At 59.6% G+C, this 13,187-nt stretch carries 11 protein-coding genes and 1 pseudogene; 6 read left to right on the top strand and 6 right to left on the bottom strand.

Going from position 1 to position 13,187, the window contains the following annotated elements:
* Nucleotide 1: 1 nt before the first annotated feature.
* Together IB238_RS21475 and IB238_RS21470 are read left to right on the top strand one after the other, a co-directional pair.
* Nucleotides 2–1,003: a transketolase C-terminal domain-containing protein gene (locus IB238_RS21475; protein ID WP_192251913.1), complete on the top strand. Its 1,002-nt coding sequence runs from the start codon at nt 2–4 to the stop codon at nt 1,001–1,003.
* Nucleotides 1,003–2,121: a RuBisCO large subunit C-terminal-like domain-containing protein gene (locus tag IB238_RS21470; RefSeq protein WP_192251911.1), complete on the top strand. Its 1,119-nt coding sequence runs from the start codon at nt 1,003–1,005 to the stop codon at nt 2,119–2,121. The genes IB238_RS21475 and IB238_RS21470 overlap by 1 nt, the downstream gene beginning before the upstream one ends.
* 296 nt (nt 2,122–2,417) lie before the next feature.
* On the opposite strand, the gene IB238_RS21465 is transcribed toward IB238_RS21470, so the two are convergent.
* The 5 genes from IB238_RS21465 to IB238_RS21445 are packed head-to-tail and all read right to left on the bottom strand — an operon-like array spanning nt 2,418 to nt 8,370.
* Nucleotides 2,418–3,917, bottom strand: a complete 1,500-nt coding sequence (locus IB238_RS21465) for an amino acid permease (protein ID WP_192251908.1) — start codon at nt 3,915–3,917, stop codon at nt 2,418–2,420.
* Nucleotides 3,918–3,946: 29 nt separating this feature from the next.
* The gene (locus IB238_RS21460) at nt 3,947–4,306 is read right to left on the bottom strand and encodes a DUF1937 family protein (protein ID WP_192251905.1); all 360 of its coding nucleotides are present in this window, start codon (nt 4,304–4,306) and stop codon (nt 3,947–3,949) included.
* A gap of 36 nt (nt 4,307–4,342) precedes the next feature.
* Entirely contained in the window at nt 4,343–5,737 is a 1,395-nt protein-coding gene (locus tag IB238_RS21455) for an FGGY family carbohydrate kinase (protein ID WP_192251902.1), read from the bottom strand.
* Nucleotides 5,738–6,964, bottom strand: a complete 1,227-nt coding sequence (locus IB238_RS21450) for an FAD-dependent oxidoreductase (protein ID WP_192251899.1) — start codon at nt 6,962–6,964, stop codon at nt 5,738–5,740.
* On the bottom strand, nt 6,961–8,370 hold the full coding sequence (locus tag IB238_RS21445; protein ID WP_348648279.1) for an NAD(P)/FAD-dependent oxidoreductase: 1,410 nt from the start codon (nt 8,368–8,370) through the stop codon (nt 6,961–6,963). The genes IB238_RS21450 and IB238_RS21445 overlap by 4 nt, the downstream gene beginning before the upstream one ends.
* A gap of 249 nt (nt 8,371–8,619) precedes the next feature.
* On the opposite strand from IB238_RS21445, the gene IB238_RS21440 reads away from it, so the two are divergent.
* Complete coding sequence (locus IB238_RS21440) at nt 8,620–9,399, top strand: DeoR/GlpR family DNA-binding transcription regulator (RefSeq protein WP_192251893.1); 780 nt, start codon at nt 8,620–8,622, stop codon at nt 9,397–9,399.
* A gap of 461 nt (nt 9,400–9,860) precedes the next feature.
* Here IB238_RS21440 and IB238_RS21435 read toward each other — a convergent pair whose 3' ends face one another.
* A complete protein-coding gene (locus tag IB238_RS21435) occupies nt 9,861–10,115 on the bottom strand; it encodes a YMGG-like glycine zipper-containing protein (protein ID WP_192251890.1) in 255 nt (84 codons plus the stop codon).
* Between the two features lie 201 nt (nt 10,116–10,316).
* Between IB238_RS21435 and IB238_RS21430 the strand changes: the two genes are divergently transcribed.
* The 3 genes and pseudogenes from IB238_RS21430 (at nt 10,317) to IB238_RS21420 (ending at nt 12,663) form a co-directional block, all read left to right on the top strand.
* Entirely contained in the window at nt 10,317–10,712 is a 396-nt protein-coding gene (locus IB238_RS21430; RefSeq protein ID WP_192251887.1) for a PRC-barrel domain-containing protein, read from the top strand.
* Between the two features lie 783 nt (nt 10,713–11,495).
* On the top strand, nt 11,496–11,657 hold the full coding sequence (locus tag IB238_RS25060) for a KGG domain-containing protein (RefSeq protein WP_192251884.1): 162 nt from the start codon (nt 11,496–11,498) through the stop codon (nt 11,655–11,657).
* Nucleotides 11,658–11,755: 98 nt separating this feature from the next.
* Nucleotides 11,756–12,663: pseudogene (locus IB238_RS21420) on the top strand (PhnA-like protein).
* Nucleotides 12,664–13,187: the final 524 nt, after the last annotated feature.

Below are 13,187 nucleotides of genomic sequence, written 5' to 3'. Positions count from 1 at the left end.
CATGGTCGAAATCGTCAACCGTCCCTATGCCAAGGCCTTCGAGGCCTTCGCCACCGCGCGCCCTGAAGTCCTCTGCCTGTCCGCCGACCTCACCTCTTCCTGCGAGGTCGACGGTTTTCGGGACCGGCATCCCGAACAGTTCCTGTCGCTCGGCATGGCCGAGCAGAACATGCTGTCCTTTGCCGGTGGCCTTGCCCTGCAGGGGTTCCGGCCGTTCATCCATACCTTCTCGGTCTTCCTCTATCGCCGGCCCTACGACCAGCTGATCAACTCGATCGCCTATTCCAACCGCAAGGTCCGGCTGATGGGTTTTCTGCCCGGCATCACCACGCCCGGCGGCATCACGCATCAGGCCATCGAGGATATCGCAGTGCTGCGCGCCGTGCCGAACATGACGATTCTCGAAACCGGTGACGCGACGGAAGTCGAGACCGTTCTGGAAGTCGCCGACTGCATCGACGGCCCGGTCTATGTGCGCATCCTGCGCGGCGAGGTGCCCCGCCTATTCTCGACGCCCTTCGAATTCAACAGGCTGCGCACCCTCTCGGAAGGTGACGACATCCTCGTCGTCTCCTCCGGCGTCTGCACGGAAGAAGCCCTACGCGCCACCGGGCCGATCGCGGCGCGCGGCATCGGCATCCACCATCTGCACGCCTCGACGCTCAAACCCTTCGACCGGGACGGCTTGCTGAAAGCCGCACGCGGCAAGAAGGGCATCGTCACGCTGGAGAACCACACCATCGTCGGCGGTCTCGGCTCGCTGATCGCGGAAATCCTCGCCGAAGAAGGGCTGGGCATCCGCCTCAAGCGGCTCGGTCTCAGCGACACCTTCGCCCACGGCGCCTCGAAACCCTATCTCATGAAGAAATACGGGCTCGATGCCGGCGCGCTTGTCGCGGCCATCGAAACCCTTATCGGCAAGACGCTTGCCATCGGCGAGGAGGAACTGGCGGAAGTGCGCCTCGACCACGTCCATTCGGCGCAGAAGGCCGAGGCCCTCTGATGGCGCCGCGCTTCACCGTCACCTACTTCGTGCAATCCGCCAACGAAGCGGAGGCGAAGGCGCGCGCTCTCGACATTGCGCTTGAGCAGACCGTTGAGGTCCCGCGCAGCACCGTGCCGAAAGGCTATGTCGAGGATGAAATTCTCGGCCGGCTGGAGAGCCTGGAGAAGGACCCCGGTGGCAGGCCCGGCTTTCTTGCAGTGATCTCCTACTCCGAGGACGATGTAGGCGGCGATTTTCCGCAATTCCTCAACATCGTCTTCGGCAACAGCTCGATCAAGCCGGGCCTCAGGGTAGAGGATATTGGCGTTTCGCCTGGAATCCTCGGCCTCTGCAAGGGTCCGCGACACGGCATTGCGGGGCTGCGCACCCGCGCCGGCATCGGGGAACGCCCACTGCTGATGTCCGCGATCAAGCCCGTTGGCCTCTCGACGGTAGCTCTTGCGCGCCTTGCGCATGATTTCGCGCTCGGGGGAATGCATTACGTCAAGGACGACCACGGCCTCGTCGACCAGAAGACTGCACCCTTTATCGACCGGCTGAAGGCCTGCGTGGAGGCCGTGGGCGAGGCGAATGCGCGTAGTGGCGGCAAGGCGAGCTTCGTGCCGAACGTCACCGGCCCCGCGACGGCGGTCATCGAGCGGGCAAAGCAGGCGCAGGAAGCGGGCGCGGGCGCGGTGATGGTCGCCCCGGCGCTGGCCGGCTACGACGTGGTGCGCACGCTTGCCGCCGACCCCGATTTCACCCTGCCGATCGTCTCGCACCCGGCCTTTTCCGGCGCCAATGTGGTCTCGCCTGATTGCGGCTTCTCGCACCGCGCCTTCTTTGGCACGCTGCATCGGTTGATGGGCGCCGACGCCGTCATCTATCCCAATTTCGGTGGGCGCTTCGGCTTCACCCGCGCGGAGTGCCTGTCGATCGCGCGCGCCTGCGCAACGGACATGGGCGGCCCCAAGGCGATCGTCGCGGCCCCCGGCGGCGGCATGACCTTCGACCGCGTACCTGAAATGCGCGAGGCCTACGGCAACGACATTATGTACCTCATCGGAGGGGCATTGCTTCAGGAATCCAACCTGGTGGACGCCTGCCGCCGACTTGTAGCCGCGGTCCATACCTGATTGACGCGGCTTGGTATTGGGGAATCTTCTCGTACGACAAGACGTAGATCGCAGCGCTGCGTTATCGACAGTCACCTTGATGTTACCAACGGAGCGCTGCATCGTGCGTGCTTTGATGCGCCGTGCTTCTTGAGTAGCCTGATCAGTAATCGCTCGGGATGACTTTCGTGCTGTGCTCGGCCGCAGGGCCCAGGATTTGGCGCAGCGAGAGTAGCGTCATTGAGGCAATCCGTAGGTTTTGAAGACGGAACGAAAAAGCCGGCGTTCGACACGCCGGCTTTCAAGAAGTGTGTTGCTTAGCGGGAGACTTCGTCACCCTTGTCAGCATCCAGGATTGCGTCGATCGCGATCAGATCGGGCATCTTGAGCGCCTTGGCCCCGCCGCGCGTCGCGAGCAGGAATACCAGATAGACGGCACCGATCGCAAACATGACGGCCACGTAGAACCACGGTTTGGCAAACGAGGCGTCGCGGAAAATGGCCAGTTCGAACGCGAGCCACAGGATAGCAACGAGCAGGACTGGTGTCTCCCAAGCGCCGAGGCGGAAGCCTTGGCTCGGCGGCAGGTTGTTACGCTTCAGCGCATAGATGACAACCGTTACCGCATAGATGATCGCGGGCAGCAGTGTCGCAGCAGAGAAGAGCGCGAATAGCGCGTCGGTCTGCTGCGAAAACAGCGCCAAGATCACCTGGCCGACCACTGCCACGAAGATCGTGGAGTTGACCGGGGTCTTCAGTGTCGGATGGATGCGGTGCCACAGCTGCCAGCCGGGGAAGCGTTCGTCACGCGACATCGCCCAGACGAGACGTGTGCCGCTAAGAAGGATCACGAGGCCACAGCTGAAGATCGAGATGACGACCAGCACGAGCAGCAGGTTGCCTAGGATCGGTCCGAGAACACGATTGATCACGTCTGCGATCGGGGTCGCTGAGCCTTGCAGTGTAGCGGGATCGCCCAGAAGCGCGGTCACGGCAATCAGGAACAGCATCCCAATGATTCCAAGGCTGAGCACCGCTTGCCACATGGCCTTGGGGACCACCCGCGCCGGATCACGTGTCTCTTCAGCCAGGTTCGCCGCGGACTCAAAGCCCACGATGGTGAACGCGCCAAGAAGCGTGCCCATGATCCAGGGGCCGGCGCTCGTCAGTGTTCCGAAAGAATAATACGCCTCCTGAGCAACACTGCCCGTGCTGAAGAGGTTCGAAAAGTTGAGTTCGTTGTTGAGCGCGCCTGCAGCGAACAGCAACACGACAAGGCCGATCATGCCAATGAGCTGGATCGTAACCGCGACCGCGTTGAACTTCTGCGTGAACTTGGTCGAAAACGCGATCATGAGCGCCTGAACGACGATGACCAGGCTGGTGATCCACCAGGCGTTTTCGGCGGTCCCCTCATAACTCAACATCACGGGCAGAACCGTTGACGCAATAGTGTAGTCCACGGCGACAAGAACGACTGCAAGGAACGTGAATCCAATCCAGCCCATGATCCAGCCGAACACCGGGTTGGTAAGCCGAGAGGCCCACTGATAGATGTAGCCCGTAACAGGGATGCGGGCCGCGAGAGAGCCGATGATAAGAGCGACCATCAACTGCCCGATCACAACCACAGGCCACGTCCAAATGCCCATCGGGCCAGACGAAGACAACATCGCGCCATAGGCGGTGAAGATGCCCGTCGCGATCGACACGAAGCCGAAAGCTACGGCGAAGGACTGAAACGGAGTGACATCGCGCTTCAGATGGTCATGGTCAGTATGCCCCGGCGTGGAGCCTACTTTGGTAACTGTTGACATAGATATTCCCCTCTTGTGTGCGTCGAACGTCAGTTCGCGAACTCGCCTTCGACTTCGCTCCAAAGGCTGACGCGGAGGCCTTTGGATTGGAAAAATTCCATTTCTCGCTTCACCCCGGCGCTTTCCTGCCAGCCGGGCCCGTCGATCACGATGATTTCTTCCATTGCATCCATGAACACCTGGTCGATCGGGGCCCACAGCTTGCCGATCCCGCCTTTGTCCAGGTCGGCCATGTGCGCGTTGATCGGATGGGACATGGAAATCTGGCTGAAAACAGCCGAGCCGCTCCTGGCGATCTTTGCCGCGACCTTGTTGGCCTCATGGAAGCGTCGTTCCACTACCTCGCGATCCGCGTGGCCGTACGGGCCAGCAAGGAAAATTTTCCGCATGTTCTTCTCCAGGAATAATGGGGCTAGTTCGGTCGCTCAGTTACGCCAACCGCGAGCGCGCTCGACGGCCTTGGCGAATCTTGCATGATGTTCATCGGTGACCGAGCCGTCCGGCTCGAAACGAGCATGCTTCGCGCGTGCGTTGGTGACATCGAGACCACAGAATTCAGCAAGTCCCAGCGCCGTAAGCTCGTGCATTGATGGGACAGTGATGGTCCGATTGCTTGCCGACGCCAGGAACTGGGCGAAGTAAGCGCTCTGGGAGAGGCCACCGTCGATCGAGATGCTTGGGCCAAGTTCCGTGACCTCGGACGCAGCGTCGATCAAACCGACGGTCAGCATCGCGATACCTTCGAGAACCGCTCGAACGAGGTCGCGGCGGTCGGTGGCATGATCCATACCGATGAACAATGGCGCGGCAGTTCGATCCCAGTACGGTGCCGCAAGACCCGAGAGCGCGGGCACGAAAATGATACCTCGGCTCAGCGCCGAGGGTCCCTCGAATACTCCGAGTTCCTCGAGCGCCGAATACAGACCGATATTCCGGGCCCATTCCAACGCGGCGCCCGCATCGTACACCCCGCCCTCGATGGCAAAGGTTACACCGTGGTCGCGCCGCGCCCATGCCACCGTGGGCAGAAGTTCTGCCTGCGGCGGACGTTCCGCGCCAGCGACCGCTAGGAGAAACGCACCTGTGCCGAAAGTGATCTTGCAATCGCCCGGTTTACGGCAACCGTGGCCGTACAGGGCCGCTTGCTGGTCCACGATGGACGCGCGAACGGGGATTCCGTTGATCTGACCGAATTCCTCGTCGACCGCCGCGATCCTCGGCAGGCACTCCTTCGGAACGCCATGCAGTTCGCAGAGCTCGTCACTCCACTGGCCAGTCGCAAGGTCCAGCAAGCCCGTACGCGAGGCCGTCGCGAGATCCGTCGCAAACACCCCCGCCAGAGAATCCAGGAAAAATGCATCGGTCGTACCGAGACGAAGGCGGCCAGCTTTGTGGGCATCCGAAATACTGGGTATGTGACGAAGCAGCCAGGCGAGCTTGCTTGCGGAAAAGTAGGGATCAAGCGGAAGCCCGCTGATGCGCTTGGAGAGTTCTTCCGCTTCGGGGCCAAGCTCGGAAAGCTGCTTGGCGGTGCGGGCGTCCTGCCAGACAATGACGGGCGACAGAGCGGCCCCGGTTTCGGAATCCCACGCGATGCAGCTTTCGCCCTGGTTTGCGATGGCGATCGCATCCACCTCTCCGGCGGCATCGAGTACAGTTATGATATTTTTGAGCAGTTCGTCCGGATCATGCTCGACCCAGCCGGCGAACGGATGGTGTTGCCCATGCTTGCGGCTGGCGACGACCCGCCACTCGCCACCGTCCTCCACCACCAGGCATCGGGTCGACGTCGTGCCCTGGTCAATCGATGCGATACGCATTCAGTCTTCCCCTCTAAAGCTGAAATGAACGTTCTGAGCGCTTGTCACACTGTCCGGCCTGCGGACCGTTATCCGGTTCTCAGGTCGCCACGTCGCACGACGATGCCAGACCTCGCGGCCGTCGATTTTCAGTGTGAGTGTTCCCTGGGTGCGGCGAGCAAACCGCAATTGGAAGTCCTTCAAACCGCCGGGAAGCGTCGCGCCGTTGCGGATGAGGTTGGGGACGACCAACTTGATCGGTTCGTCATACGTGACCTTGACCGGGGTTGCTGCAGATGGGTTCCGCAAGATGTCCTCTGCCAGAGCCTCCCCGACCGCCCTGCCTTCCCTGAAAGCCCACCCGCCTGTTTCGACCGCGCGCAGCACGTTTCCGGCGGCGAAGTAGAGCGGGTTCTCGCAGCGTCCGTCTTGATCGACGGCCGGGCCGGCGCTTCCCCAATTGACCGTGAGACCAGAGGTCTGGAACAGGGACGCCTCCGGAGTGAACTGTCCCGTAAAGAGAACTCCATCGCATTCGAGCGTTTCGACGACGTTGCCGCGCCTGATTTTCACGGCTTCCACGCGCCCTCGCCCGACGATATCGACGATTTCCGCACTACGGTGAAACGGAATGCCCATCATTGCTGGGAACCAGTCCAGCGGTGCACCGACCAGAGAATGAGAGCGAGGTTCGAGGACGGCGACAGGACGCGCGCCGTGGCTGAAGCAGGTCCAGATGGCCGACAATGTCACCAGTTCAGAGCCAACGATGACAGGGCGCTTGAATGGCATCAAATTGTGGAACGCCACATACGCCTGAAGCGTACCGGTCGTGAGAATGCCAACCGGCCGATCACCGGTCACCAAACGAGCCGCCCGTGTCGTTTCACGGACGCCCGTGGTAACCAGCACGCGCTTGGCAATGAACGTTTCCAGTCCGGCATGGTTGGACACAAGCAACCCACCGTCTTCACCGAGGCGGACGACCGAGTGGCCGTAACGCAGATCGATGTCGTATTTTGCGACTTCCTTCTCGAGGCGCCTTCCGTACGCCGAGCCGAAGTAGACACGTCCGAATTCCAGCATTCCGAACGGCGAATGACTGCAGTGACGCGTTGCTCCACCAAGGTACTGTTCACGTTCGAGCAGCGTAATCTTGCCGACGCCCGCCTTTCGCATCGCGATCGCGGCAGCGACGCCGGACGGCCCGCCGCCAATGATGACGATGTCGGACTGGGACTGGCTCATCGCCCGTTTTCCTGATCAACGGCCAAGGGCGTGGCGAGGCATCCCTTACTCATTTCGGCCAACCGCGCATTGCAATAAAAACCCTGGCAGCGGCCCATGCCAGCGCGAGTGCGTCGGCGCAGTCCACCGAAATCGCCCGGAGGGAGTGCGCTATTGAGCGCGGCTTCGATTTCCCGACGCGTCACCATTTCGCAATGACAGATGATCTCGCCGTGACCTTCGGCCTGCCAATCCCTGGCTCGCGTTTCTGCGAGGTTTGGCATGTGAATTGTTGGAGCCACTTTCTCGACGAACTCGCCGCGTGCGCTCCCACCGTGAAGCTTGAGGGCGTGCTGCGCGAGACCGAGCGCTGCACTCAAACCCGTAGACCGAATGCCACCCAAGGTAATCGCTCGGGATTCGGGGCGGTCGATGACACGGTATTCCTTCTTCTCAGAAGCAGGACGAAGCCCTGCGTAAACCGCCGTGACGGGAATATTGGCAAGTCCCGGCACAAGCTTCACACCGTGCGTAACAAGCCCAGCGAGCGTGTCATGTTCGACGGTCGCCCTGACACGATCCTCCTGCTCCTCGGCGGTAGGCCCTACGAGAATGTTTCCGAAGGCTGTTGGACAGACCACAACGCCTTTCGTGATCTCGTTCGGCACAGGGAGGATGATTGTCTTGAGTTGCCGGGAAGCGGCCTTATCCAAGACCACGAACTGGCCCTTACGCGGCTTGATCTGGAATTCCGGCGTGAAGCCGAGGCACGCGTCGACGTGGTCACCGTAGAGGCCAGCCGCATTGATGACGAATTTTGCTCGCACATCGCCCTTGCTGGTATCGAGACGCCATTCGCCGTCGAACGAGCCACCGAGCAACTCACACTGCCGCAACACAAGCGCGCCCAATGCCATGGCCTGGCTGACATAACCCAGGGGAGCTGACCATGGGTCGACGACATGTTCATCGGGCACATGGAGCGCAGCGACGATGCTTTCGGACAAACCCGGTTCGATAGCGCGGGCTTCAAGGGCAGTCAGCAATCGAACCGTGCTGACACCGTTGGCCAGGCCTTGCTCGGCGATACCCTCGAGCTTTGCCGCTTCGTCCTTTGTCCAGGCGCATACGAGCGCTCCGGTTTCGACCAGAGGAAGGTTCATGCTCGCGCAAATTTCGAGATATTCCCGTCGCCCGGCCTGGACCAGCTCGAGTTCGAGACTGTTTTTAGGGGCATCGAAACCTGTGTGCAGAATAGCACTATTGGCCTTCGACGCGCCCGACAGGATGTCGGCTCCCTTCTCGATCACGATCACCCTCGCACCAGCGAGAGCGAATCTGCGCGCCACCGCACAACCGACGACACCCGCGCCGATGACGGCGACATCAAAAGTTTCGGATTGAGGGGGGCATCGCTGTGTGATCACAACAATTTTTCCTACCATTCGGTCGTTTTATGACTGAACGGTAACAATTTTATTTACAGAAAGTAAAGACGGTTTTTGCACATCGGTAAAAATAGCCGCGCTGTGGTTGCTGTAATTTCGCGATTTTTCATGCGGATCCTGTCTAGATGGCGACCGTTGGGCCCAAATTTTGTGGAACCACCTCGTGAAATATTGCCCGATCGGTCAGAATCCTACACATTCCATGAGCCGGAACCGAAAGGGTCATCAGTGCGTCCCCACGAACGTCACGAAGAAATCATCCACCTCGTCGCGCGGCGCGGTGAGGTCAGCGTCGAACAATTGGCGGATGAACTTAAGGTCTCCCGGGAAACGATCAGGCGCGATCTGGTCGCGCTCGGCGATCAAGGGCGACTGCAAAAGTTCCACGGAGGCGCCAAGCTGCGCTCAGCGGCAGCTGCCGAAGCCGCCGGAGAAGGACCATTCGCTACACGAATGGCTGAAAACCTTGCGGCAAAACGACAGATTGCTCATGCAGCGGCAAGCCTGCTTTCGCCGGGCGACAGCCTTTTCATAGATACCGGAACGACCACGTTGCTGTTTTCCGAGGCGATCGCCAGCCTATCAGGGTTGACAGTCATCACCAACAGCACCCGCATTGCTGCAACGATTACTGCGGGCGGCGAAAACAAAGTTTTTCTCATCGGCGGCGCCTTCAGTCCCGATGCATCTGAGACGATTGGCGCGTTGGCCGTGGAGCAAATCTCACGGTTTCGCGCTCGGCACGCTTTCCTGACTGTCGGCGCAATCGACAACACCGGACTGCTTGATTTTGACGAAGCTGAAACGCAGATTGCGCGAGCTATGATTGAGCGGGTTGAAACAGTCACGGTTCTTGCCGACGCCTCCAAATTCAATAAGCGCGGGATCTTTGAGGTTTCAGGCTGGGATCGTGTGAGTCGGCTCGTATCGAATACTCCCCCTCCTGCCAATATAGGACAGGCGATCGAAGCGGCCGCCGGAAACATCGATATCATCATAACGCGATGAAGGTGGACGGCATCGTAAACTTCACGAATCTACGATCGTGGCGCCGATGCCAGGAAGCCGCCGACCATCGACCACGGCTGTTCCGCTGATTCCTGGTCTGTGCACGTGATCGAGATAGATCGTTGCGCCCTCGAGGACTACCGATGTGAGCTCTGGAGCCCAGGCCGTTTGGGCGAGATGCACGCGTTGGAAGGCTGACGAAAGCGGCCAGCTCTGAAGGTTAGATGCGGGTCTGTGCAGCGTATCACCGCCCCTGATCCATGATCGCGCTTCGGTCCTCAGCGCCCTGGTCAGTCGTGTCCAGCTCTAACCTCGGTTGGTTCCACCGCGAGATAGCCATTTTCTTCAAACTAATCACGAAGGACGAGGCCTTTCTCGGCTGATCTGACGTTCTGCAGCGAACTCCGCTATGGCCGCATCGATATTATATCATCGGGGAATGTCATTTCTGCCTCCCGCGTTCAGCAGGCGGCGACAAAGCGGCGACCGTATGCATCTCGATAGTAGCAGCTCCCAGACTGGCCAGCGACGCTACCAATCGCAGCGCCCGATACGCCACCAATAGCGGCACCAACCGCCGCGCCTCTGACATCATTGGTAATGGCACCGCCGATTACGGCACCACTCGCAGCGCCAATGCCCGCCCCCTGTTCAGTTGCGGTACATCCAGAGCCGGTTGCCCCGAGCAGCGCGAGTAGAGCGATCATTCTCGTCATTGCCGTTCCTCCCTTTGCGGAGAAACCCTCCTGATTACCAGAAGTTCCGTCCAGAAGGATCCCCGCCATGACTGGAGAGAGTTTTCGACGCGACAATCGCCGCTGGCGATTTCACGGAAGGTCGATGGGAACCAACCCAGCATGTGCCTGTTAGTAGCAGACCCTGATTGAAAAGGGTGCAGAGCGATAAGGAGAATTTCAATGACTGACTATGATGCCTCGCGCACGGGCGACGTCGCAACGAACGAAACCAGCAACCTCATAGCCGCCAGTAAGGTCGAGGGGACGAATGTCTACAACCGTCAAGGGGAGTCCCTTGGAACGGTCTACGACGTCATGCTCGACAAAAGGTCCGGCGAGGTCGCCTATGCCGTAATGTCGTTTGGTGGCTTCCTCGGGATGGGCGAAAGTTATCATCCGGTGCCATGGGACATGCTGGAATATGACGAGAGCGAAGAGGGCTATGTTGTTGATCTCAACAAGGAGCAACTAGAGGGCGCGCCCTCCTTTGACGAGAGGACCAGTCCTGACTGGTCAAGTCCCGAGTACAGTCGCAGTATCGACCACTATTACGGCGTGGCACGGCCAGCGATTTGAACAAGCAATGGCGGCGGGAAATTCGGAATTTCCCGCCGCATTTTTTTGGATAATCGCCGATGCAATAGTGTCCCCCCCTACGATCGCGATTGATCCGGCTGCTGCGATCTCTGCCTTTAAACACCCGGATCGTCCGCATGCCAACCGCCATAGCGTGTATCCAGCTCACGGATGATTGGAACTGCGTTTTCGGGACTGGCCAACCTTAGTAGCTGATCGACCTTTGCTTCCAGCCGATCGGATCCTTCTTTAGATTGCGGCGAGCCGACGTAGAGCAACAGGGCCAGACCGCCGACCTGCACAGCAGTTGCAGGAACTCTGATTGCCAGTTTTCCAGTATGTCGCGCGACATCTCAGGTAGATAGCCAGTAACGTCTGCGCCCGCTGCTCTTACACGTATGCAAACCAGCCAAATACCCCAGTGCCCACCCAAAGTAATGAGGAAGAAGGCAAGAGTCCCCCCACCCATAACGATAGGCGCGCCAAATCGACTGCGACTTCATCATTCCACCTCCAAAACCGGGCCACCCTCCCCGTCACGGCCGAGCTTGTCGCACCATGATCCGACAAGCCCGGCTTGGAGTAGGGACACCTAGCCCGTGCCTTGCCGAGTCCCAAGCATCGGAAATTGCCAGCGGCATGGAATGTTACCGAGAACCTGAAAAAGCCATCGACCCAATAACTCACAGATACATGGAACAGTGTTCCTATCGAGCCGTTAGAAGCAAACCTGCTCAGGCAACCTCACTCAATGGAGAATGAAAATGCCGGAACAGAACAAAGGTGACCGCAACACCCGGAAGGACGGGCGGGGCGACGCTTCGAAGCGCGGCTCAAGACAAGCGGCGTGACGTCGCCTCAAAAGGCGGAAAGGAGTCTGGGGGCAATTTTAAGAACGACCCAGAGCGCGCCGCCGAGGCCGGCAAGAAGGGTGGTAGGGCCTGAGGTAAGTAACCTCGGGCAACGAACCAAAGCGCGCGCTAAATTCGTGGCGCGCGGCATTGCTTTGGCATCAGGTGCTACAGTTTTCGGAGGCTCATCAAATGACAGAAACTCTCACAATGGGTAGCGAACGCGAGGTGTATGTTGACCCACTCGCCTCTTCCGGCCTGAATCAAGTTTCATGGGGTGCGATCTTTGCCGGTGTCCCAATCGCGCTCTCAACGCAATTTCTTCTCAATCTGCTGGGGGTCGGAATTGGCATGGCGGTCTTGGATCCTGCAAGAGCGGATAATCCGGACGCCAGCACATTTTCGGTCGTAGGCGGCGTTTGGTTCGTCGTTTCCGGACTGCTCGCCTCGTTCTGCGGTGGCTACGTCGCAAGCCGCATGTCGGGCCGTCCCAGTTCATCGACTGGTGGATTCCATGGCCTCACAACTTGGGCCGTGACAACGCTCTTCATCGTGTACCTTCTGACAACATCGGCCGGCGGCCGGCTCAGTGGAGCGTTTAGTAGCCTTTCCAGCGTCGTGAGCGTGCGGGTCAGACTGTCACTGCCGTCGCGACATCCGCCGCGCCGGCCTTGGCAACTGCAGCGGATCCATTTTCTGCCATTGAGCGACAGATACGGGAAGCAAGCGGTGGAACAGATCCTGAAGCACTTCGTTCTGCAGCCGTTGCGGCCGTAAGAGCGACTGTGACTGGCGACGAAGCGACCGCTGCAGACGCACGCAACCGCGCCGCAGATGCACTCGCCCGCGCGCAGAACATCCCGATCGATCAGGCGCGCAGCCAGGTGCAGCGGTACGAGCAAGACTATCGGTCTGCCGTAGACCTGGCCAAACAGAAGGCTATCGAGACCGCAGCGATTGCAACTACTGCGCTTGCAACGGCTTCGATCTTCGCATTCATCTCCCTCGCAATAGGAGCGATTGCCGCCTGGATCGGCGGTGTCGCCGGAACCAAAAAGGACGCTGTTGTTATCGGCGAATATGGAGACGTCCGACCTTGAGCGTTTCTGTGGCCATGCGGATCCGAGGAGCATGAACATGGGCGAGAGCAAGAACCGGCGGAGGGAGCGTGCCGCTGAAAATGGCGTAGTTCTAAAGCAGGTTGGAGCGCTGCCCTACCGCATCGACAAAGCGGGCAACATGGAAGTTATGCTTATCACGACCCGCCAGACACGGCGATTTACGCTCCCCAAAGGCTGGGGAATCAATGGCAAAAGCGATCGTGAGGCGGCACGCGCGTTGAGGCATGGGAAGAGGCGGGCGTTAACGGAAAGATCGCCAGCAAAGCTATTGGCAGTTACTTCTACTGGAAGAGGACGGATCGCTTCTTTATCCCGGTCCGGGTGATCGTCTATCCGCTAAAGGCAAAGAAAACACATTCGCGTTGGAAAGAGCGGCACCAGCGCCTGAGACAGTGGCTCCATCCAAAGGAGGCCGCGCTGCTCGTGGATGAACCAGAACTCATTTCGCTTCTTCGAGAGGCAGAACGCTACAAGGTGTAGCTGAGACGACGATGTAGCGGATT

The organism is Rhizobium sp. ARZ01, assembly GCF_014851675.1.
Lineage (GTDB): Bacteria > Pseudomonadota > Alphaproteobacteria > Rhizobiales > Rhizobiaceae > Mycoplana.
Note: the sequence above shows the minus strand (reverse complement) of the source record. Positions and strands in the feature narration are given on the sequence as shown.

Coding starts and splice junctions, on each gene's coding strand:
- IB238_RS21475 (WP_192251913.1), top strand. CDS start 2: ATGGTCGAAATCGTCAACCGTCCCTATGCCAAGGCCTTCGAGGCCTTC.
- IB238_RS21470 (WP_192251911.1), top strand. CDS start 1,003: ATGGCGCCGCGCTTCACCGTCACCTACTTCGTGCAATCCGCCAACGAA.
- IB238_RS21465 (WP_192251908.1), bottom strand. CDS start 3,917: ATGTCAACAGTTACCAAAGTAGGCTCCACGCCGGGGCATACTGACCAT.
- IB238_RS21460 (WP_192251905.1), bottom strand. CDS start 4,306: ATGCGGAAAATTTTCCTTGCTGGCCCGTACGGCCACGCGGATCGCGAG.
- IB238_RS21455 (WP_192251902.1), bottom strand. CDS start 5,737: ATGCGTATCGCATCGATTGACCAGGGCACGACGTCGACCCGATGCCTG.
- IB238_RS21450 (WP_192251899.1), bottom strand. CDS start 6,964: ATGAGCCAGTCCCAGTCCGACATCGTCATCATTGGCGGCGGGCCGTCC.
- IB238_RS21435 (WP_192251890.1), bottom strand. CDS start 10,115: ATGACGAGAATGATCGCTCTACTCGCGCTGCTCGGGGCAACCGGCTCT.
- IB238_RS21430 (WP_192251887.1), top strand. CDS start 10,317: ATGACTGACTATGATGCCTCGCGCACGGGCGACGTCGCAACGAACGAA.